The organism is Bacillus sp. FAU20 (genome assembly GCF_056033865.1).
In genome coordinates this window covers 37,286-59,223 of the sequence record NZ_JBVYHY010000026.1, presented here as the reverse complement: position 1 = coordinate 59,223, position 21,938 = coordinate 37,286, and the positions used below count along the sequence as shown (strand labels likewise).

The following is a 21,938-nucleotide window of genomic DNA, read 5'->3' as shown; positions in this document are numbered from 1 at the left end:
TCCTGTTGTTTATACATATAATGAAAACGGACGAGTGTAAGAATTTGAACAATCGTTCTAATTCGCTTGTAACGCTACACATGTTTGTTTGTAATAGAGAGTAAAAAAATTGTAATGCTTTTATCAAATAAAGCTTCTAATTTCTCTGTTTCAATTGAATGAATGAATTGACATAAACCACCAAGCCATGAAGCTAATAAAAGACTGGAGTCCTCAACATTTTCTATATAAAATTCGCCACTTTGTATACCTTCATCCAAAATTTTATGATATGCCTTTAAAGGGATAGCAGCTAAACCATAAAGCTGTCTTACTGTAGAAGGATTCGTGCTCGGATCAGAGGCAAGCTCTTGCCCTGCCCTTAATAACGGCGTTTTGTAATTATAAAGTACAAATTTAGCCATTCCATATAATTTCCCAGTAGCATTTGCATACTGTTTTTCTACTATTTTCCATTTATCGTGCCAGTTTCTCATACTGTCTTTAGCTAAATAAACAAATAATTCTTCTTTATTTTTATAATGATAATATATATGTCCTTTACTATAACCAGAGGATTTCGCAATGTTATCAATTGAGGTCCTTGTATACCCTTTTAAGGAAAATAACTCTATCGCTTTCTCTGCTATTATTTCTTTGGCTAAATCGCTATCGTATCGTCTTTTATTCAATGTAGACTCCTTCTGTCGTTTAATATAAAAAAATTGAACAATCGTTCTAATTTCAATATATGTAAGTTTTTTTGTTTTAGTAACTGTTAAAAATCTTATTTATTATTTTCTTAAAAAATACGGTGCGTGAAATTACTCATAAATTTTTAAAAAAGAACCTATTGGATATAGGTTCTTCAACAAGTTTGAATTAATTCGTATTCGCCTCTGTTAACGGTTGTAACGGCGGTTCTAATTCTAGTTCTAGTGTATCTCCTTCTTGTAAATCTTGTCCTTTTTCAATACTTTGGCTCGTTACATAACCTGTACCAGAAGTTTTCAAATCTAATTTCAAAAGCTTAGAGAAATACATAACATCACGCATGGACCAACCTTTTACATTTGGCATTTGTGCGTTATTCCCTAATAAAAATATACGATCACCTTCACTCATTACCTCGCCAGACTGTGGATATTGTTTTATTATTTTTCCTTCTCCTAAAATTACCGGCTGTAGCTTCTCTTTTTCTACACTTTTCTCTGCTGTACCCATCGATTGATTTACATAATTTTGTACTTTTAATTGAGATTGTTTCGCTGCATCAGCTATTTGTTTTTCGGTATACGGTTTCACCTTTAAATATTCAAGGCTGTTTTTTATAACAGGTTTAAATATTTCAGCAAGAGGCTGAGCTCCATACTCATCTCCTTTTAACTTTGGCTGCTTAATAGCTAAGTATACGATTAACTCCGGATCATCAATTGGAGCCATTCCTAAAAAGGAGAAAATGTAATTCTCTTTCCCTTCCATATATCGGCCGTTTTCAGGATTCGGGATTTGTGCTGTTCCTGTCTTACCTCCAATTGGATAACCATCCACTTTATACATTGTACCAGTTCCTTTTGAAGATGTTATAACACGCTCCATTAAGCTTCTAACCTTGTCCGCTGTTTCTTTTTTTATCGGATTCCCAATTTCTTTCGGTTGATTTTCCATAATAACTTCTTTGTTTGTTGGATTTACAACTTTATCAACGATATATGGTTGCATTATTTTCCCGTCATTTGCTATAGCAGTAGCCGCTTGGATTAATTGAATCGGAGTTACTGTAGAACCTTGACCGAAAGAAGTTGTAACCTGTTGAATTTGTGTATTTAATAATAAAGTATTTTTACTTTCTCCAGGTAAATCTATCCCTGTTTTTTGATTGAAACCAAATTTATTCATATATTGCTTAAATTTATTTGGTTTCAGTAACTGATCTTCTAAAATAGAAAAAGCTACGTTTGATGACCTTTCAAAACCTTCATCAAATGTAATTGATCCCCATCCAAATCCACCATTATGGTCTTTTATATCAGAGGAACCAACGGAATATTTTCCAGATTGAAAATATTCTTTTCCGTTATATACACCTTCATTAATGGCAGCTGCTAACGTAAAAACTTTCATTGTTGAACCTGGTTCATATGCATTTGCAATCGGGTCATTTAAAAAGTATTCGATATCACCTACATTAGGATTGTAACTAGGTTTACTAGACATCGCTAAAACCTTTCCTGTTTTTGGATCAGCAATAATGCCAATTAACATAGAAGGATCATAATGTTCTTGCGCTTTGTTCATCGCTTCTTCTAAAAAACTATTAATTTGTTTATCAAGCGTTAAATATACGTTATTCCCATTTTTAGCTGGTTCTACTTTACCTATATCATTTGTAAGCGGAATTCCCCTTCGTGTACCCACATATTCTATATTCCCGTTTGTAGAGCGCAAATATTTATCCAAACTCTTTTCAAGCCCAAACTTCCCTTCCGTATTCCCTTTATCATCTGGTCTAGCAAAACCAAGTATATAGGATGCAAAGTCTTCATTCGGATACACTCTTGCTTTTTCCGACATAAAAGATACACCTGGTATTTTTAAATCATTAATTTTTTCCTTCTTTTCCCTAGATAAGTTCCGACCAATTTTCCCAATTTCAACTTGCGTACGCCCTTCATGAAAGTTTTTTAATACTTCTTCTTTATCAATTTCAAGCGCATTGGCTAATTGTTGTGCGGTTTCATCTTTATTTTTCACTTTATCTTTTCCTTTTAAATTCACAACAACTCGATACGTTGTAGAATCTTGTACTAACACCTTTCCGGTTTGATCATAGATAGTGCCACGATTCGCTTCTAAAACACCTTTTTTATTATGTTGTTCATTCGCGAGATCCTTTACATTCACATTATGCACGACTCCTACTGCCTGAATATAGAATATACGCAAAATCATAATAAGAAACAAAACAATAAAAGCAATCATCATATATCGAGCGCCTTTATTCGTTTGGAGTTTTTGCATACTTATCTCCTCTCTTTTGGAATGGATTCGTACGAAGATCCGTTTTAAAATTTGTAGTTTTTGTTTGCGATACTATATGTTTCGAAGTTTTCTTTTTAATTCCTTTAAAACAATGCAAAACTAACTGTTGTTATTTTGCGTCATTATTTTATATATTGTAAATATGGTGCGTGAAATTTCAGAATATTAATTAGTACAACTTGATTACAGAGCACTCTAAACTCTTTTCGTATTTCCTATAAAAAGTACCCCTCTGGATGTCCAAAGGGGAACTTTTTATAGGAAAATTATGCGATATGGTTATATTTCGCTAAGAAAGGAATTCGTCTCGCTACTAATGCATACATTTTGAATACAAGTTTCGCTATTGGTTCAAACATACGTGTACTTTGCATTACTAAAGCGCTCGTAATAAGTGTTAAGAATGCTGCACCAAGTATATCTAAAGGATAATGAACACCTACGTACATACGTGATATACCGACTAGTACTGCCCATAATAGCGCGATATATTTCAGTTTTTCTCCTCTAAGAATAAATACGAAGGCGATTGAAAATACAAGTACAGAATGATCACTAACGAATGATGAATCTGCTGCGTGTGGTACTAATTGGTGTACATCATGTGATACGAACGGGCGCGGATGGTAATATACCGCGTGTATAAGAACATTTACTACTAATGCAATAATAACCGAAAGCGTCGTATATAAAACTGTATATTGTTTTCTAATTGCCTTCTCTTTCTTTCCATTATTAAACCATAAGATAAACATAAATAGAACGGCTACGTATGCAGCGCTATTTGTAATAGAAACCATTAACGTATCTAATAGTTTGGATGAATCAGCAAAATTATTAAACCACTGAAATACTGTGTAATTCATTAAACTCTCTCCTTACATACAAGTGTTCTTGATTTACACAGTATACAATACCATTATGAAAATGGACTTAAACTTTTTTCATCTAATTCTCATTTTACTATTACTCATATGACAATTATAAAACAAATTTTATACGCTATTTATGTATAAAACCGGTAAGCCTTTATAATAAGGCGGTTCGTATTTTTTTCATGTTTGAAATACATAACATATTCATTTAAATATACTAATTGTAAAATCATATTTTTTAATTCATTTGAAGTACAATATTTCCGAATTGTTCCCCATGTTCCATACGGCTTAGTGCTCGAATTGCTTCTTCTAACGAGTAAACCTTATCAATAATTGGTTTAATTTGATATTTTTCAATAAACTTTATCATCTCATTAAATTCCTCACGGCTACCCATGGATGTTCCCATAATATCAATTTGATTATAAAATAATGCGCGTAATGGTAATTCAATTGTATCTCCTGAGCTTGCACCAAAATTCACGATTCTTCCATTTGGTTTTAATACATCAAAATATTTCAAGAAAGTTGCCGGGCCTATACTATCTATTATTAAATCTACTTTTTCACCTTGTAAGCTCTCTTCCCAATTTCCGGTACTATTAAAAGAAATATCTGCACCATATTTTTCAGCATGTTCCCTTTTATTCTCTACCCTTGAGGTAACACTCACTTTAGCACCAATTGCTTTCGCGAATAACATGGCAAATGTAGCAACACCACCGCCTATTCCCGGAATTAAAACATGTTCACCGCACTTCAATCTACCCTTTGTAAAAAGTGCTCTATATGCAGTTAGTGCGGATAAAGATAAAACACCTGATTCTTCCCAAGTAAGATATGCCGGCTTTTCTACTACATTTTCAACCGGTACAATTACATATTCAGCAAACGTTCCACCTTTCGGTCCACCTAGCACTTCCGGTAACTCTGGTACTTTAGTAGCATGTTCCCATCCAATACTAGGATTAATAATAACTTCTGTATGTAGTGTAATATTTGAAACTCCTTCTCCTATTTCTGTAACAATTCCTGATCCATCTGACCCTATTACTAATGGTAGATCCATTTCTTTTCTATTATTTATAATAAATAAATCCCTATGATTTAATCCTGCAGCTTTTAACTTGACTTTTACTTCACCTGCATTAGGACTTATCTCAGGTAGAAATTTATATTCTAATCCCTCTAATCCTTTTTCATATTGATGTACAATAGCTTTCATTGCTTAATTCCCCCTTAATATTTCCAATGTACTAGAAATATCAAAATAAATAAAATAGTTTGCCTCCAATAATTAGAAATTATATATTTTGACATGAAAAAATCCCCCTCCCTATAAAAAGTATAGGAAGGGGTTTCAAAACTAGTTAGATAGGAATCTATAAATTCATTGAGTTCTAGCCAATTCTAATATTTTTCGAATAAACGGCGCTTTTGCCTTTGTATATGAAACACGATCAAAAGCATATGTAATAGCAAGCCTCTCTTTTAATTCTCTATATTCTTTACGTGCCCATTCATGGCTTATTAGAAAGTCACGAAATAAAATATTGTTTCTCCACTCATCACTATTATAAATATAAATATGCAAATGATGAGTACCCGCTCTCCATTTTCCCTTTCTAAAAAAACGCCAATTCGTTGCATCTTTTGGAACATACTCATATCCAATTTCCGATAGAACTTCAATCCAGTTTTCAGTAATTTGTAAGTCTGTTACGCCAATCATCATATCAATAAGAGGTTTAGCTCCTAATCCTTCTACTGCTGAGCTTCCTATATGTTCAACGGCAATTATTTCTTGTCCTAACAAGGAACAGAATTTCTCTTTTTCTTTTATATACTCTTCAACCCAGTCTTTTTGATATGCTTTAATAACAATTTGTTGATCCATTGTATTCACCTCTTTATAAGTGTTTATCATTATATTTATAAAATTTTATATTATTAGCATAGGATTTCCATAAAATATGTCGAATAGTGGAATGTACAACTTAATTATATTAAATGTGAGGTAATATATGAAAGAAAATTCCGTGGAAATTCAGTTAAATAACGTAACATTCCAATTAAAAGAATATCATAATTTTGATTGGCTTATTAAATTAGGGACCGTATTTGCAGTTTTTGACCAGCAAGACTCAGGTAATATAAGTTTTGGTGTAGAAAAAGATGGGCATAAGAAATTTATTAAATACGCAGGAGCACAAACAATTGCATTTGAAGGAACAACGGGTCACGCTATTAAAAAAAGGCTAAAAAATTCAGTTACTATCTATGAAGATTTAAAGCATGAATCGCTCATAAGACTAATTGATCATTTTCCAGTTCAATCTGGATATCTATTAATTTTCGATTGGTTTGATGGTGAATGTCTTCATTCGCATTGGAGTTTCCCACCTCCTGAGAAATATAAAAATCCAAACTCTCCATTTTATAAATTTAGACATTTATCTGCTATAGAACGAATTCATTCCTTACATTCCATTTTTTCTTTCCATACTTATGTAGAAAAGAAAAACTATGTAGCAATAGATTTTTATGACGGTAGTATTCTATATAATTTTAATACAAACGAGACAAAAATTTGTGATATAGATTTATACAGTAAGAAACCTTACATAAATAAAATGGGCCGGCTATGGGGTTCCTCCCGTTTTATGTCACCAGAGGAATTTGAACTAAACGCTATAATTGATGAAAGAACAAATGTATTTAATATGGGAGCAATGGCTTTCTCACTTTTAGGCGGTGAAAAAGATCGTTCCTTTATAAAATGGGAAGCAAGTAAGGAATTATATGAGGTAGCGTATCGTGCTGTAAGTGACAATCGGGCAGAACGGTATGCATCAGTTATAGAATTCTACGAAGCGTGGTTAAAAGCGGCTAATACAGAAAATATATAACCTTAAATTATTAAAAGAAATATAGAGTTTATACTATACTTGTTTTGTTTTCTTTGCTATTGCAAACTTCAAAAAAGCTGCAAGTAGGAGGAGGAGCGGTATTCCCTGAATAAAGAGACATCCTCCAAAAAAATCAAGCGTAGTGCTATATGGAGAGTCTGTTGCCATCACACCTATAAATAAAGCCATTGGACTTGTGAGTAGATTTATCCTTAAACAGATCATTATCAATGATAGATTTTTAGCCTTAATTTTTGATGAACCAGACAAGAAAAATAAAAATATCGCAGTACCAAATATAAGAAACAGTGTTACATAAAAACTTACCATAATATCCCTCCATGAATATAATTGTACCATTAGCAAGTACAAATTTGAACAAATAGGATATTTATATAAGTCAGATATAGTGTCTCTTTATCAGTTGCAAGAAAAAAGTGGATCCTTACTCTCTCACAAGGAATCCACTCTTTCTATTTCTACAACTCTATTTTTACACGGTCCTCTTCTTGCCCTTACCAGAACCGCAATCACTAGATCATTAACATAATTATCTTTAGCGGAAGTTAAAGGTTTTTATTTGTGTCCTCTAGTTTCCTAGCCGGACTATATTCTATTTTCAAGCCAATTTCTATCTCCCCATGAATAAAACTCAACGTTCTGTTTATACTACAACTACATCTAGAGACACATCACTGTTTAGAGCGGCTAGGTTTTGCTAGCTGCTCTTTTTTGTGTTTTACACAAATAAAATCAATAACTCAGCATATAATATCTATGTAGCTAGACTATTACCTCTGTATCGAGCAGTTAGGCTGGGCTAACTGCTCTTTTATTTATGACAAAATAAAACTTTTAAACAGAATTACTTTCGTATAACATTTTCAATCTCGCTTACACTATAACTGTAACTTTAAGTTACACATCTATTACTTATAGGGCCTAATTTTCTTTTGTGTAACAATTGGTTAGCTCATAAAGTTAACCAATTTGTTGCGTTCAATTTTATTTCTCAATACTTAATACCTGGAATTAATTCTAATTTATTGGTGTTAAACTATTGACATTGATTTTCCTCATATACATTTTTTGAAAAGGCCTTTTCTCTCACATCAGGCTCTTTTATTTATTAAAAAAAGATTATTTTATATAGATTACTATAAGCATCCATAAAGCCAAAGCACCAATGATAGCGAGTACTATACGTGTTGAAAGTATCCTTACTTCAAAGTCTGTTTTCTTGGAAGGTTCAGGATATGCAATTATATAAATTCCCTTTAATAATGCAAGCCATGCAATAACCGTTAGGAATCCCTTCCAGTTGAATACCCATACATTATGTAGAATTACAGTACCTAATCCTAGGAAAATTGATAGAAAACCATACATAATACCAAACCCTCTGTCTTCAACCACTAATTTTTTCAAATCACGTAGCACCGATGGACGGACGAAAAGTATTCCTGATACGATAACCGTCATCCATCCCCAGAACAGCCCTAAAAAAGTACTAGTTTCCATTATTATTTCACTCCCCTCAATTATATTTATATTTCAGATATTCCTTCCTTTAGAAAAATTCCAGTACTTTTATATGTAGGTTAAAGTCTACTCTTTTTTAATACAAACATTCCGTATTCAATGCCCATCCTTAATCACCCCATTTCTCTACAAAATGAAATTTTTATTAATTTTTCATGTTTAAATAAATTTCTTTTACATTGTGATACAAAGATTATCAACTTATAGAATTCCTCTTAAACGCTTCACTTATTTAGATATATTTTTAAAAGAAATAAGTTTCATTACTTACCCTTGCATTAACACAACAATTCATTTGTTAACTTTCAGAAAATATCAACTTGTATTACAGTATCTGCTATCGCGCTTAGCGTAGAAACTGTTACTTTTAACGAGATACTATCCCCCGCTTGGAATGTTGTTGAAATATTATTAGTTATATTAGAAGTCTGGGCACCAGTTAATGAAACTACAAGAGGTGTATCCACACCATTTTTTCGAATAGTCCAAGTATCAATATTTGTCCCTCCAGGGCCAACTCGAGCACGTACCGATAGTGATTTTATAACAGATTTTTGACTTAATCGGATAAATACTTCTGTATTTGAAACAGCCGCTGTTCCTGGTCTATAAAAACGAGTCCCTCCAGTTGGTAGACCCGACGGATCTGCCCAAATAATTGTAGTAGGCTGTAAAACTGTAGAAAAGCCCAAATTATTAGCGTTAGAATTTATAAGATTCGCTGAACTTAAAATCAATGTTCCAGCTGATTGTGATATATCCGCTGTAGTGCCTTGAATCGACGCTAAACGCAAACTTAATTGTGCTCCTATTCGATTTACTTCTGCCCCAATATAAGATCCTGCTCCAACTGAACTAGTAGTGGTTAAATTAACATCACGGCAATGAAAATTATGTGAATTTGTATTAACCAATATGGCTCTTTTATTCCCTAAACCGGCTGATTTTACTGTTATCGTTGTTGCTCTTACAGTACTTATACTTTCATCTGGAATTCCTGTTCCAAAAGAATGAATTCCATAAACATTTGAAGTCCCACTTGTTGATGCTGTAGAATTATCCACAGTTATAACTGCTGTTCTTAATCTAGAAGTTTGTGATGTTGTTCCAGGAAAAGCAATCCCTGTTAAATCCACATGGATAGAAGAGGTTCCTAATACCGTAATATCTTCTACTCTTGTATTTTCTCCCATTGTGAGTACAGTAGTATTTGATGTTGCATTCTGTTGACGAATTATTACTGTCCATAGACTAATTCCTCGTAATGAATTTCCATTAGGGATAACTACCTTTTCGTCATAAATTCCAGGAAACACAAAAATTGTAATCCCTGTAGCTCCTGTAGTATTAATCGCTGTAATCGCACCATTAATTGTTTTAAAAGGGTTCCCTCCAATAAATGCTGTTGAATCATTTCCTGATTTCATGACCACCGCTGTATTTGTTCTTGATATTAGCAGCTCTTGTAAACTCATTTACTGTTATTTCCCCTTTCATCCTTTATTTCGTTTTTTGCCCATTAATATCTTATGAGCCGGGAAACAAATTAGATGCAAATAAAATTTTCATATTAGACCTCGCCTAACAGCATAACAGTTAAATAATTATGAGCTTGCTTTCTACTAGTCACTTTCTTTCTATTATCCGTTATTTTATAAAAGAGGATTTTCTTAGGAAGTACGCTCAAATGTTGAGCGCACTCCTGTATTGTTTTAGTACATATTAGCCATTTAGATTTCCCTTATAAATGGCATACTCCTTTAACTCCATTGCTCAACTTCCCCAAAATAACGTTTTCATTTAAATCCATCTTTTTTGACCGTAGCTTTACTAATATTGTTGCGCTAATGAAACACTTGTACAGATATTAAAAAGATTATCTTAGAGCACATATAAACATGTACTCTTTTTTCTTGTTATAAAATAAAGATTTTTGTATAAAACTACACCTATCTAAGAAACATACATACAATATGATGTGAACCTTTTTTCAAAAAAAAGACTTGGTTATAAAGCACCTTCCTCCCAAAGCGCTCTTTTTATTTGTAAATAAACATTTTGCTCAAATATACTCAAGACATATGTATTTACTAGGATAAGCATTATACTAGAGCAAGAATTATTTTATCCATGTTTATAAGGAGGGGTTTTTATTAAGACAACTTTAATTTCCCATTTTTACAATGAAGAGTATCTACTCCCATGGTGGCTAATGCACCACACAAAACTATTTGATCACGGTATTCTTATTAATCGAGGCTCTACTGATCGTTCAGTAGAAATATGTAAATTATTTGCGCCTCATTGGGAAATCCGAGATTCAAAAGTATTAGAGTTTGATGCTATATTAGTTGATAAAGAGATAATGGAAATAGAAAAAGAAATTAAGGGGTGGAAAATGGTTTTAAATACTACTGAATTTCTTTGCTGTTTTGATAAGGAAGCCTTTTTCTCATCTCTCGTCACTTTAAGGAAAAACATGTATGCTATTAGGACTATTCTGATGGTAGATGACCCTACTCATGGTTATTCCAATCCGAGATACGGAATTCCCCTTGTCAAACAGCGTTATCATGGGAGAATACTCGATCCTACTCCACCTGCCCCTTACTACGGAGGTAGACTAATCCACAATTATTCGCATGGTAACTATATAGCCGGAAGGCATTGGTCAAATCATTCATTTATCGTTTACATGTACCCTGCTTTCGTTTTAAAATTCTTTTACAGTCCATGGAACACAGCTATGAAAAATCGAAAATTACAAATTGGCCCAACCCTTTCTAAACATAGCATACAGAAGGGCTTAGGTACGCATCACCTAGTTACACTAGCTGAATTAGAAACAAAATATAAATTCTTTGCAAGTACAACTGTTGACCTTCGATTAATCCCAGAATATCAAGTTTTATTCCCAGATTTATGTTTCCCTAACCATTAATACATCTAAAAAGAACATTTTGGAACTCCCTATGCAACCCTTGCTTTTGAGTGAGAACCAACTCATATTAAAATAGCGTTTTTGTTAAAATTTCACTTCAATCTTATTCATTTATGGTATAATCTGTATTATTTATTTTTTCCAAGAAAGGCTAAAGTAATGAGGAAATACTTTGGAATCACTTCATTTTTATTAACTTTAATCGTATTTTTTGGTTTATTATCAATGCTTTCAAACATTTATATACTCTTTTTAATACCTGTCTCAATTGTTTTAGCTGTTTTTGCTCCAAAAGGCTCATCACAAAAAAGTCGCTATAGCTAGTTTAATAATTTCCTGTATTATTTACGCTCTCATATTCGGCTTACTTTTTATAATTAGTTGGGGATTAGCAGAATCAAAACTAAACTAATCCCTTTCTACCAATTAAAGATTTCATTAAACCCTTTCATCTTTTAACTGGACAAGCATATGTTATTGGATGGGGGAATCCACTCATAAAAAATCTACCTTTCTTGTCAAAGAGCATGTATATACGTGCTCTTTTTGAATGCATTTAAAGACTTCACATTCATTAGAAATGTACATACAATAATCATGATCATCTTATTATTAATCATTTAAACATCTTGGTCATGGAGCGCCTTTCTCCCAAGGCGCTCTTTAATTTTTAAATAAGGATTTTGTTAACGAACTAAATAAAATTTAATACTTTCCCTAATACTAATCAAAATACAATCTGCTTCTTACCCAGGTTGTATCAAATCAAACAGTTATTTGCATTAACTGTTCGATTTTAATTTTTGTTACATAAACTTGATGTTTTTGTCCACACTATATGTACTCCTTAAATTAATGGTTATAATGTTCTCAATGCAGTTAGCCTTTGCTAGCTGCTCTTTTCTATTGAGTTGAAAATAAATTTTAGGTCTTATTTCTACGACATATAATTTTAACCTAAACATCCAGCTCAAAGTGTTACCGCCTATCTTATAGAGCACTTCAATGCATGGTGCTCTTTTTTATTTTTTTCTTTCACTTCTGAATAACATTTTTAACTCTGTTCATACTATTTTTGTAACTTAATGTTACAAACTATTTCTGTAAGCGCAACGTTTCTTTTGTACAACAAGCAGTTAGTTTTATTAACTGGCTGCTTCGTTGCACAAAAGAAAAATCTGCACATGTATTAAGAACATACATAAAATATCATGTGAGATTCTTTTTCAATATTAGGCTTGTTCATGGAGCACCTTAAAAAGCGCTCTTTATATTTGTTAATAAATAACCATTTTGCTCAAACATACATACGGTATATATTAGTTAAGCATATATTTACATAGACAAGACATAACTTTTTTTAAACATGCACAATTTTTGTGCATGTTTTTTTATTTAACAAAATAACTATTTTATTATGTTTCCGAACTTAAGGTAATGTCCTTAAAAAAATTTCATATATATTTATCAGATACACTTTGAAATCCCAGAATATCAAATACTTTTAAGAGTTGACTGACCACCAATATTTGACTTATCTTTAAAGACTTATTAAAAATAACTTAGATACAAAAAAGCTACGTTTTATATAGGATAAAAAATTATCTTACGCAAAGGAGCTTGATTATTTGTGAATTACCAAAATGATAATAACTCAAACATTCACAAATCTTGCACTTGTCCATCCCCCACGGCTAACAGTTTAAATGTTGTTCAGACTACCCCATCAATAGTCTCTGTAAATTCTGCGATTCCATTAGATACCGTGGTAAATTCTAATGGTACGGCAATCTCATTCACACCACCAACAACTGTTTTACTTGAAGGTGGAAGAACCTATTTGGCAATCTATGAAGTGCAAGTTATCATTCAACCAGGAGGTAATTCGGCAGGTATCACTATGTATCTTAATAATAACCCAATTATTGGCTCTGGTACTTCTCTGGGATATACTGCAGGATTCACTTCTGTATCAGCACCCGCTATTTTCACTACACCTTTAGGTATAACAAGTACTCTTACTGTTAATGTAGGACCATATTCTAATACATTAAATACGTTGGGCTTAACTCTTGCTGTTGTAGCATTAACATAACAAATTCTAAAACTCTCTAAAATAAATTTCTTTGTTCTTTAACTGCGGTTTTGAGTTAGCCTCTAAGAACTCGCTATAACTACATATAAAAAAGAATATTATCTGGATCGATAGTACTGGGTGACTCGGCTGACACAATTACTGAGTCACTTATTTTTCTATAGTAAAATAACTATATCATTTGAAATTTGCGCATATCCTAGAAACATATATAAAATAAATTACTGCTACATTTTCACTTGATCTGAGTCTTAGTCAAAGAGCGCTTTCCCGGACGCTTTTTTTCTGTTCAAATAAGAATTTTATTTAAATTTTATAAAACCTCTCTTTATCCAGATAGGTTTAAAATTATCTATTTAGCATATATAATACTTTTAAACAATTTAAATTCTATACATAAGTAATGGAGGTTTTAAAATGGGGAGTGTCCCAAATTTAACACCACAACAATCAATCTCAAAAAAACAAATTAATCCTAATAAGAATCAACAAACCTCCGCTTGGTTACTTTTGGATTAGTTTATATCTTACTGTTAAAAACTCATGCTTCAAGATGGTTAGCTAGTGTTTTAGCAACCACATGTTGTACTTTTGCAGCTATTTATCAAACGTTTTCAATTTTTTCCATGAACACAGCAAAAAAGAGGCCTTATGGCTCTTTTTTTATTCCTTAATAATAATCTAAATATGGTAAAATATATCCATCTCTCATATGTCCAACTATGTAATTTTCATAGCAGTAAAATTAAAACAAGACTTATACACCATGGCTCAAAATAAAATGAAGGAGTGTTTTAAGCGGAAGGACATATTCGAAAAAGAGGAAATAAGTACCGTATCTTTATTAATATTGGTCGTGATCCAGAGATAGGAAAAAGAAGCCGAAAAAGATTAAGGAGTTAAATGAAGGGGCTTTTGTGGAGCCGACTAAGCTTAGTTTAAAAGACTATATGGTTCAGTGGTTAGAAATTAAAAGGGTGAGTATAGAAAAGTTTCTTATAATAGCAATATAAACCACCATGTTATACCTAGTATAGGAATAATTGCACTTCATAAATTAAATGTTATGCACATTCAAAAATGCTATAAATTAACACTAGATAATGGTATTTCAAATAATTGCATCGAATACTAAAAACAGCTTTAAATCTAGCAGTTAAACAAAATATTATTTCTAGAAATCCTGCTAATTTTGTTGAGTTACCAAAAAAGAAAAAAGCTCCATCCAGACTTGGACGGAGGAAGAACCAGTAAAAAATTTTTGGTAAAAGTAGCTTTGGCTAGCTAATGTTTGCATTTTATAACCAAAATCCAAATAAATCTTCTATTAACAAGGTTTATTCACCTTAACACATGTTATCATGTATAATACATATGAAAAGGAAATTCAGAATAACGAGGCAAATATTATGGACTTTGTTTATATTAATCAAAACGTGTTAAATAATCTTCTATACATTTTATGTAGTATATTTGTTTTTTATTTCATATATGATAGCCGGCACTATTTAAAGAAATATAAAATACTACTGATCACCCTTTGTTCTAGTATCCCGCTTATTTTATGTATGCGATACCCTATCTATATGGATGAAAGTTGTATTCATGATTTAAGACAAATTCCGGTCATAATAGGTACGCTTTATGGTGGATTCCCTGTCGGTATCATATTGTTTGCAATTTTATTAATTACGAGATTTTTATTTTATGGCTTTAACATGTTGACAGTTGTTGTTTACGGAATAATGTTCATCGTTACAGCACTCGCATCTTCAAAATTTAATACATATAATAGAAAACTTAAAGTAGTTTTTTCCATGCTTTTAACCTTTTTCCTAGCAATATTTACAACTTTAATTGTAATAACCTTATCAGGTTTTGAAGTGAATAATTTGTATATTATTTATTTCATGGTATTACCGACTACTTTAATGTTATTTATTGTTTATATAAATGAAGTTATTAAAGATGCTGTATTAATGCGCTCAAAATTAATTAAAATGGAAAAAATGGAGATTGTTAGCCAACTCGCTGCAAGTATATCGCACGAAGTAAGGAATCCCTTAACGGTTGTAAAAGGATTTACACAGCTTTTAAAAACACCAAATTTAACTCCCGAATCAAGAGACGAATATATTAAACATATACTTGAAGAGTTAAATCGTGCCCAAGAAATTATCGATGATTACTTAACGTTTGCCAAACCTGCTCCAGAAAAATTAGATCAAATTTCAGTAAAACAAGAGTTAAATCGAGTTATTAATATGATATTGCCATTGTGTAATATGAATACGATACATATTACACAGGATTTTTCTGAGGCAACCATTGTTGGTAATAAACAGCACTTTCAACAATGTTTTTTAAACTTAATAAAAAATAGTATTGAAGCAATGCCTAATGGTGGTACCTTAAATATTTCCTCATCCATCAATAATAGTAAAGTTGAAATACGAATTGAAGATAGCGGAGTTGGAATGTCACAGGAGCAAATACATCGATTCGGTGAACCGTATTTTAGTACAAAAACAAAAGGAACTGGTTTAGGTACAATGGTTGCTGTTAAGATTATTGAGACGATGCATGGAAGTTTAAAAATCAGAAGTATCGTTAGTAAAGGAACGACTTTAACGATTACGTTCCCGAAATATAGTAAGAATACACATTAAAACAAATAAAAAAGGAGCATAGTCGCTCCTTTTTTATTTGTTTCGATACATAAGTATCTTCAATGTTTTTTTAGTTTACATTTGTGAAGACTAATTAAAAATTAGTATCCTCCGCCCCAGCAGCTGCATCCTACAATTATTAATAGAATGAATAACACAACTAATAAAGCGAAACCTCCACCAAAACCACAAGAACCACCGTAACTCATATTTTCTCCTCCTTTTGGTTTGAAAACTAATAGGTAGTTGATCATTTTAACTGGTTCGTATTATACATTATGTGTATATCCCTTTTTTGAGCATGTCTACATAAAAATAAGTAAAAGCACTCGTTTAAAGAGTGCTTTAAAATGGATACCAAAAGTTTTGAAATACGTTTAATTTTAAATATACCGCAACAATAAATATGAAAATACCGGCAAATAAAGCGATGAAATCTTCACGTTTCGCCTTACTTGTATAAAACCATGTACGTTTATCCTTCTTTCCAAATCCTCTTAAATCCATTGCATTTGAAACCGTATCTATTCTTTCTAGAGAATGAATGATTAGTGGCCAGAAAATTAAAACACGGTTCTTCATACGAACCCATAAACTTGCTTCTCCTTTTTCAAAAGCCACTCCTCTCGCTTCTTGCGCGTGTTTAATAATTTTATACTCAGACTGGATGTCAGGAATATAACGTAGTGCAATATTTATTGCATAAGTAATCTTATAATGAATACCCAGTTTACTTAAGTTACTTACAAATTCACTTGGATCTGTCGTGTAAATAAAAAGAAGTGTAAATGGTAATAACGTAAAATACTTTAATGAAAGTGTAGCTGCATAAAATAATGTTTCATATGTAATCGTTGCATATCCAACATGTAAAAACACGGTATATGATTCAGTTAATTCAGATCCATGAGTTGGTGTAATCAATAAAATCATGACAGAGTTTAATAAACTAAATGTAAATATGACACTAAAAACAATTAAAATTTTACGAAATGGAATTTTAGCAATGCTGAGCCCGATACACCCAATAATAAATAATATTAGTAACACCCGAAAATCAAAAAACAAAAAAGTAAGCGTCATACAAAAAATAAATAAAAACAATTTCACTACCCCATCCATACGATGAAAATATGTACTATGCACCTTCCTCCCTCCTATTACTGTCTAAATAAAGCTCCATAAATTTTTCTGGACATGCAATCCCACTAAATTTAACAAGCTTGGTTAAAGAACTCTCTCTTAAGTTGGCTCTTTGTAACGTTTCTTGATCGCCTAATACATCAAACACTGTATTATCCGCAATAATTTTCCCTTCATGTAGAACTACTGCACGGTCTGCATATTCTAGTACGAGATTCATATCATGAGTGATAAAAACAAATGAAATACCCTTTTTAGCTAGGTTTTTAATAAAAGACATAAATTGTTTATAGTGATAATAATCTTGTCCCGCTGTCGGTTCATCTAATATGATAAGTTTAGGATTTGTTGTTAATACAGATGCGATTGTTAATCTCTTTTTTTGCCCATAGCTTAGTGCTTGAATTGGCCAATTACGAAATGGATATAAACCACAAATTTTTAAAGTTCCTTCTACTCTATTCTTAATTTCTTCCTTAGAAAAATTATGTAATGTTAATGTAAATGAAACTTCTTCAAAAACAGTAGGCTGTGTAATCATATGATTTGGATTTTGCATCACGTAAGATATGATTTCCCCACGTTTACGAATAGACCAAGAACTAATATCTTCACCTTTTAACAAGATTTTCCCATTTTTCATTTTGTTTATGCCTATAAGACTATGAGCTAATGTTGATTTCCCTGCTCCATTATGTCCTAACAGTGCCACAATTTCTCCTTCATATATTGAAAGGTTTACATTTTCTAATACTTTTTGTTTATTAGAGTATGAAAATGATAAATTCTCCACTTTAAGTAATTCCTTGTTTTTAGTATTCCCTTTTAATATGACTTGTTTCTCCATCCACTCTTTTATAACGTTGCTTACCTTTTCTTTTTGAAGGTTTTCCATTGGATATATTACGTCATTATTACTATCAAAATGTAATCTCTTTAATGCTTCGATGTAAATAGGCTCTCTTAAGCCGATACGTGGTAATATATTTGACGCTAAGATTTCTTTTGGTGTTCCTATCGCAATGACTTTACCTTCATCAATTAATATAACTTTGTCTAAATCCAGTTTTAAAATTTCTTCTATCCTATGTTCGATAATAACAATCGTTTTATTATATTGTTCATGTATATCTTTCATAAGTTCTATCGTATGTATGGCGCTTAGTGGATCTAAGTTTGCTAACGGTTCATCGAACAATAATATATCCGCATTTGTTGTTAATAAACCAGCAAGGGAAACTGTTTGCTTTTGACCTCCTGATAATTCATGTGGACTTTGTTTATGAAACGTATGCATCTTCACCTTTCTTAATGAGTCCGAAACAATCTTTTTCATATCATCTTGCTTTACACATTCATTTTCTAAATAAAAAGCTACATCTTCTTCTACTGTCAGACCAATAAATTGAGCATCTTGATCTTGCAAAATTGTTCCTACCTGTTTACTTTGTTCAAAAATACTTCCTTCCCTCGGGTCTTTACCGGCAATTAAAACGTTACCTGTACTAGTCCCTTCGTAAGAAAATGGGATTAGCCCATTTATACAATGAGCTAATGTCGACTTGCCTGAACCACTTCGTCCAGCAATTAGCACTTTTTCCCCAGGGTATATATGAAAGGTAATATCACTTAAAGTAGGCTGCGCAGCATGCCAATATTGAAAGGTGAATTGTTCAAACGAAATAATTGGTTGCATGTTAACATCCCTACTTTTCAATTTTTAAATGTGTATGTTTCTTATTGGATTTCGCCAAACCAATTGTAAGTGGCAATCCAAGTACTAAGAAAACGATGACATCGGAAATTGTTGCGCCTAATACTTGTATAACAATTTTGTCAAATGGTTCTCCCATCACAATAATATCGAATGCCCCAGCAAATATAATAGCAATGACAATACCAACTAGCCCAGTAATTGCTAAATAAGAAATATCCCCCTTGTTAAACGACCCGTTTTTCACACTAAAACCAACTCTTCTTTGAATAAGCCCCATTGAAAAACCAATAATTCCTGAACTAATAACCCAGCCCCACCAAATCCCCCATCCAGCAATCGTATCTGTTACGGTATGACCGATAAGTCCGATTAACAGTCCTGCCACTGGACCAAATAATGCTCCAAAAACAGTTAATATAGCTAATGCTGGTTTAATAAATGTATTCGGTGCAATAGAAAATCCCCAAAGCCCTAATATCCCGTATAATGCTGCTCCAATACCGATTGCTACTACTAACTTTGTTGATAATTTGTTCATGACAATTCCCCTCTCATATTAGTCAACTTTTATTACTCTATATTTAATTTAAAAATGAATTATGCATCGACACTCTCTTTCTATACAACAAAAAAATGACCTCTTACATAAGAGGTCATTTTCTGTCACGTTCAAGAATCCTCTTATCTTTCAAAAAACACATCGTGTCCTCTGCGGAATTAGCACCTTCCTATAAAATTGCATAGGGGTTGCTGAGGTTTCTTAGGGCCGTTCCCTCCACCTCTCTGGATAAGTATTAATTTGTAATTCGTATTATGGCACTAAAGAATGTAAATTTCAACACTTTTCTTACTATTTTTATTTTTTGTTAAATAGATCATTTAAATCATTGTATTCTTATCGGAATTATGAAATAATAAATTCAAAATCGTTTCGGGAGGAATGCATTATGAAAGTTATTGGTTTGATTGGAGGATTAAGTTGGGAATCTACATCTTTATACTATAAACATATTAATACACTTACACTCTCTCAATACGATCAAAATGCAAAGTTAGTTTTATATAGTATGGACTTTGGTGAAGTAACTACTTTATTACAAAACCATCAATATGAAGAAGTGAAAAATGAACTAGTTACAGTTGCAAAGAAAGTTGAAAAATCTGGGGCTGAATGTTTATTAATGTGTTCAAATACCGTACATCTATTTGCCGAGGAAGTAGAACAAGCAATATCTATCCCGCTTCTTCACATTGGTGATGTAAGTGCTAAAGAAATGGTAGAACAGAATATAAAACGTATCGGACTATTAGGAACAAAACAAACGATGGAGCAAGATTTCTATAAATCACGATTAGCGAAATATAACATTGAGACAATTATCCCAAATGACGAGGAAAGAACTTTTATCCACCATGTCATATTAGATGAATTAAGTAGAGGGATCATTTCAGAAACATCTAAAGAAAAGCTATTACAAATTACAAAATCATTAATTCAAAACGGCGCTGAAGGTATATTATTAGGCTGTACTGAAATACCTTTACTCATCTCCCAAAATGATCTCACTGTTCCCGTTTTTGATACTGCTTTTTTACATGCAAATACTGCTGTACAATTTGCTGGATAAGAATATACAAGCATAAAGGTGAGAACCTCTATGCTTGTATACAGTTACGACTATTTATCCCGCTATTTATGGGTAGTAAAATCCCTATCGATTAAAGTTTTACTTTATTTAAAAGAGATTCAATAACTGCAATTGCTTCTTTTGAACCACCACATTCTAAAAAGCTATCATTAAGTTTTCTTATACCATGTTTATACTTTTCATTTGAAAGAACATCTGTTACGGCCTCTTTTAAAGTGTGCACATTAACATGTTCTTTCAATAGTCTATGTGCCGCTTCAAGCTCAGTTAATCTTTGCGCTATCATTGGCTGGTCTTTATCATGCGGTATTATTACAAATGGGACATTATAATGAATGGCATCGTGTACGCTATTCATACCACCATGTGTAATAAAAACATCTGCTTCATTTAATATTTCTGATTGAGGTACGTATGGAGCAATTATAAAATTATCTGGTGCTTTCTTAATTTTAGAAATATCATTTCTATCACCAATTGCCATTACAACTATCCCATCAAAATCTGAAAAAGTATCAATACAAGTATTAAAGAATGGTTCGAGTCCTTCAAGCAGTGTTCCCATTGAAATATAAATAACTTTCTTTTCTTTAAGTGATTCCAATGGAAACTTTATATTTGTTTTACGCTTTGAAATACTCGGTCCAATAAAAATGTTATTTTCTTCGAATGATTCGCTATTAGGTTGGAAATAACGACTTGTGTATACGAGACAAACATCACCCTTATTATTCATAAATTGAAGATTATTGTTTGGTTTTACTCCAAATTCATGTTCCATCTGGTTTAATAATTTTTCAGAGATCTTCTCTGGTTGGAATGGTATATCTGCATTTGGATGAAAAGGTAATGTCTTCAAAAACTCTGAAGGAATTAAAAATATAGGTGAGGACACTACACCTGGAACTTTTAAATACTCCTTTACTAACTCTCCCGCACCAAATATATCATAAATTACGAAATCAAAATTTATGCTTTCACTTAATTGTTTCGTAATTTCTAATATATATAAAGAAGTTTGAACATGCACATGAAAGAAAGCATTTAACCCAGATGAGGTTTCAGCATCAATAGAAATCCCCTTTAATAGATCCGGATGAGTATGTACAGTAGCTCCTAAATCTTCAATTCTACCCTTAAAGTTTGCCGTTGTAATATAATGTACATTATCCCCTCGTTCAGTAAAGGCTTTTACTAAATTTAATGTAGGGTTTACATGTCCCTCTGCTGGAAAATTAACTACTAAAATATTTAGCACTTATTCCTCACTCCTTACATTTCACTATTTTAATTAAGCATACTGTTATTTGTACATGTAATCGTCCCCTAATAGTCCTAATGTGCTTGCAACATTATGTTGATAAATAATTTTCA

18 protein-coding genes, 2 pseudogenes and 1 riboswitch are annotated in these 21,938 nt (G+C 32.1%); of the genes and pseudogenes, 7 read left to right on the top strand and 13 right to left on the bottom strand.

Features of this window, described 5'->3' with window-relative positions; translation table 11 throughout:
• Nucleotides 1–74: 74 nt before the first annotated feature.
• From AC0OM3_RS22180 to AC0OM3_RS22160, 5 genes are all read right to left on the bottom strand, one after another.
• On the bottom strand, nucleotides 75–671 hold the full coding sequence (locus AC0OM3_RS22180) for a TetR family transcriptional regulator C-terminal domain-containing protein (protein ID WP_474213070.1): 597 nt from the start codon (nucleotides 669–671) through the stop codon (nucleotides 75–77).
• Between the two features lie 190 nt (nucleotides 672–861).
• On the bottom strand, nucleotides 862–3,000 hold the full coding sequence (locus AC0OM3_RS22175) for a penicillin-binding protein (RefSeq protein ID WP_001170954.1): 2,139 nt from the start codon (nucleotides 2,998–3,000) through the stop codon (nucleotides 862–864).
• A gap of 287 nt (nucleotides 3,001–3,287) precedes the next feature.
• On the bottom strand, nucleotides 3,288–3,887 hold the full coding sequence (locus AC0OM3_RS22170) for an undecaprenyl-diphosphatase (protein ID WP_001110134.1): 600 nt from the start codon (nucleotides 3,885–3,887) through the stop codon (nucleotides 3,288–3,290).
• 247 nt (nucleotides 3,888–4,134) lie between these two features.
• Nucleotides 4,135–5,124: a zinc-binding dehydrogenase gene (locus tag AC0OM3_RS22165; protein WP_046945054.1), complete on the bottom strand. Its 990-nt coding sequence runs from the start codon at nucleotides 5,122–5,124 to the stop codon at nucleotides 4,135–4,137.
• Nucleotides 5,125–5,289: 165 nt separating this feature from the next.
• The gene (locus tag AC0OM3_RS22160; RefSeq protein ID WP_000372676.1) at nucleotides 5,290–5,796 is read right to left on the bottom strand and encodes a GrpB family protein; all 507 of its coding nucleotides are present in this window, start codon (nucleotides 5,794–5,796) and stop codon (nucleotides 5,290–5,292) included.
• A 127-nt stretch (nucleotides 5,797–5,923) separates the two neighbouring features.
• Between AC0OM3_RS22160 and AC0OM3_RS22155 the strand changes: the two genes are divergently transcribed.
• On the top strand, nucleotides 5,924–6,808 hold the full coding sequence (locus AC0OM3_RS22155; protein WP_474213069.1) for a protein kinase domain-containing protein: 885 nt from the start codon (nucleotides 5,924–5,926) through the stop codon (nucleotides 6,806–6,808).
• Nucleotides 6,809–6,841: 33 nt separating this feature from the next.
• On the opposite strand, the gene AC0OM3_RS22150 is transcribed toward AC0OM3_RS22155, so the two are convergent.
• From AC0OM3_RS22150 to AC0OM3_RS22140, 3 genes are all read right to left on the bottom strand, one after another.
• Nucleotides 6,842–7,138 (bottom strand): hypothetical protein, encoded by a 297-nt coding sequence (locus AC0OM3_RS22150; RefSeq protein WP_000253419.1) that lies wholly within the window; start codon nucleotides 7,136–7,138, stop codon nucleotides 6,842–6,844.
• An 810-nt stretch (nucleotides 7,139–7,948) separates the two neighbouring features.
• Nucleotides 7,949–8,329, bottom strand: a complete 381-nt coding sequence (locus AC0OM3_RS22145) for a hypothetical protein (RefSeq protein WP_000450246.1) — start codon at nucleotides 8,327–8,329, stop codon at nucleotides 7,949–7,951.
• 326 nt (nucleotides 8,330–8,655) lie between these two features.
• Complete coding sequence (locus tag AC0OM3_RS22140; RefSeq protein ID WP_000058013.1) at nucleotides 8,656–9,825, bottom strand: pectinesterase; 1,170 nt, start codon at nucleotides 9,823–9,825, stop codon at nucleotides 8,656–8,658.
• Nucleotides 9,826–10,562: 737 nt separating this feature from the next.
• Here AC0OM3_RS22140 and AC0OM3_RS22135 point away from each other — a divergent pair.
• The 5 genes and pseudogenes from AC0OM3_RS22135 to AC0OM3_RS22115 all read left to right on the top strand — a co-directional run bounded on the left by AC0OM3_RS22135 (nucleotide 10,563) and on the right by AC0OM3_RS22115 (nucleotide 16,055).
• A complete protein-coding gene (locus AC0OM3_RS22135) occupies nucleotides 10,563–11,291 on the top strand; it encodes a hypothetical protein (RefSeq protein WP_000546535.1) in 729 nt (242 codons plus the stop codon).
• A gap of 1,630 nt (nucleotides 11,292–12,921) precedes the next feature.
• Nucleotides 12,922–13,386, top strand: a complete 465-nt coding sequence (locus AC0OM3_RS22130) for a hypothetical protein (RefSeq protein ID WP_001109250.1) — start codon at nucleotides 12,922–12,924, stop codon at nucleotides 13,384–13,386.
• 417 nt (nucleotides 13,387–13,803) lie between these two features.
• Nucleotides 13,804–13,884, top strand: a pseudogene (locus tag AC0OM3_RS22125) (septum formation initiator family protein); the annotation flags it as partial.
• A 312-nt stretch (nucleotides 13,885–14,196) separates the two neighbouring features.
• A pseudogene (locus AC0OM3_RS22120) lies at nucleotides 14,197–14,648 on the top strand (site-specific integrase); the annotation flags it as partial.
• Nucleotides 14,649–14,795: 147 nt separating this feature from the next.
• Nucleotides 14,796–16,055 (top strand): LytS/YhcK type 5TM receptor domain-containing protein, encoded by a 1,260-nt coding sequence (locus AC0OM3_RS22115; RefSeq protein WP_474213068.1) that lies wholly within the window; start codon nucleotides 14,796–14,798, stop codon nucleotides 16,053–16,055.
• Between the two features lie 101 nt (nucleotides 16,056–16,156).
• On the opposite strand, the gene AC0OM3_RS22110 is transcribed toward AC0OM3_RS22115, so the two are convergent.
• From AC0OM3_RS22110 to AC0OM3_RS22095, 4 genes are all read right to left on the bottom strand, one after another.
• Nucleotides 16,157–16,264 carry a YjcZ family sporulation protein gene (locus AC0OM3_RS22110; protein WP_000120182.1) on the bottom strand — a complete coding sequence of 36 codons (108 nt, stop codon included), beginning with the start codon at nucleotides 16,262–16,264 and terminating at the stop codon, nucleotides 16,157–16,159.
• A gap of 136 nt (nucleotides 16,265–16,400) precedes the next feature.
• Nucleotides 16,401–17,201 carry an energy-coupling factor transporter transmembrane component T family protein gene (locus tag AC0OM3_RS22105; RefSeq protein WP_000556378.1) on the bottom strand — a complete coding sequence of 267 codons (801 nt, stop codon included), beginning with the start codon at nucleotides 17,199–17,201 and terminating at the stop codon, nucleotides 16,401–16,403.
• Entirely contained in the window at nucleotides 17,194–18,894 is a 1,701-nt protein-coding gene (locus AC0OM3_RS22100; RefSeq protein WP_001182529.1) for an ABC transporter ATP-binding protein, read from the bottom strand. The genes AC0OM3_RS22105 and AC0OM3_RS22100 overlap by 8 nt, the downstream gene beginning before the upstream one ends.
• Nucleotides 18,895–18,904: 10 nt before the next feature.
• Complete coding sequence (locus tag AC0OM3_RS22095; protein ID WP_001038213.1) at nucleotides 18,905–19,453, bottom strand: ECF-type riboflavin transporter substrate-binding protein; 549 nt, start codon at nucleotides 19,451–19,453, stop codon at nucleotides 18,905–18,907.
• Nucleotides 19,454–19,593: 140 nt separating this feature from the next.
• Nucleotides 19,594–19,709, bottom strand: a riboswitch (SAM riboswitch).
• 153 nt (nucleotides 19,710–19,862) lie between these two features.
• Between AC0OM3_RS22095 and AC0OM3_RS22090 the strand changes: the two genes are divergently transcribed.
• Nucleotides 19,863–20,543 (top strand): aspartate/glutamate racemase family protein, encoded by a 681-nt coding sequence (locus AC0OM3_RS22090; RefSeq protein ID WP_000864394.1) that lies wholly within the window; start codon nucleotides 19,863–19,865, stop codon nucleotides 20,541–20,543.
• 91 nt (nucleotides 20,544–20,634) lie between these two features.
• On the opposite strand, the gene AC0OM3_RS22085 is transcribed toward AC0OM3_RS22090, so the two are convergent.
• Nucleotides 20,635–21,822 (bottom strand): macrolide family glycosyltransferase, encoded by a 1,188-nt coding sequence (locus tag AC0OM3_RS22085; protein ID WP_000932162.1) that lies wholly within the window; start codon nucleotides 21,820–21,822, stop codon nucleotides 20,635–20,637.
• Nucleotides 21,823–21,938: the final 116 nt, after the last annotated feature.

Bases quoted from the DNA above. Each gene is read 5' to 3' on its own strand.
- AC0OM3_RS22175 (WP_001170954.1), bottom strand. From the start codon at position 3,000: ATGCAAAAACTCCAAACGAATAAAGGCGCTCGATATATGATGATTGCT.
- AC0OM3_RS22170 (WP_001110134.1), bottom strand. From the start codon at position 3,887: ATGAATTACACAGTATTTCAGTGGTTTAATAATTTTGCTGATTCATCC.
- AC0OM3_RS22165 (WP_046945054.1), bottom strand. From the start codon at position 5,124: ATGAAAGCTATTGTACATCAATATGAAAAAGGATTAGAGGGATTAGAA.
- AC0OM3_RS22160 (WP_000372676.1), bottom strand. From the start codon at position 5,796: ATGGATCAACAAATTGTTATTAAAGCATATCAAAAAGACTGGGTTGAA.
- AC0OM3_RS22155 (WP_474213069.1), top strand. From the start codon at position 5,924: ATGAAAGAAAATTCCGTGGAAATTCAGTTAAATAACGTAACATTCCAA.
- AC0OM3_RS22150 (WP_000253419.1), bottom strand. From the start codon at position 7,138: ATGGTAAGTTTTTATGTAACACTGTTTCTTATATTTGGTACTGCGATA.
- AC0OM3_RS22145 (WP_000450246.1), bottom strand. From the start codon at position 8,329: ATGGAAACTAGTACTTTTTTAGGGCTGTTCTGGGGATGGATGACGGTT.
- AC0OM3_RS22140 (WP_000058013.1), bottom strand. From the start codon at position 9,825: ATGAGTTTACAAGAGCTGCTAATATCAAGAACAAATACAGCGGTGGTC.
- AC0OM3_RS22135 (WP_000546535.1), top strand. From the start codon at position 10,563: ATGCACCACACAAAACTATTTGATCACGGTATTCTTATTAATCGAGGC.
- AC0OM3_RS22115 (WP_474213068.1), top strand. From the start codon at position 14,796: ATGGACTTTGTTTATATTAATCAAAACGTGTTAAATAATCTTCTATAC.
- AC0OM3_RS22110 (WP_000120182.1), bottom strand. From the start codon at position 16,264: ATGAGTTACGGTGGTTCTTGTGGTTTTGGTGGAGGTTTCGCTTTATTA.
- AC0OM3_RS22100 (WP_001182529.1), bottom strand. From the start codon at position 18,894: ATGCAACCAATTATTTCGTTTGAACAATTCACCTTTCAATATTGGCAT.
- AC0OM3_RS22095 (WP_001038213.1), bottom strand. From the start codon at position 19,453: ATGAACAAATTATCAACAAAGTTAGTAGTAGCAATCGGTATTGGAGCA.
- AC0OM3_RS22090 (WP_000864394.1), top strand. From the start codon at position 19,863: ATGAAAGTTATTGGTTTGATTGGAGGATTAAGTTGGGAATCTACATCT.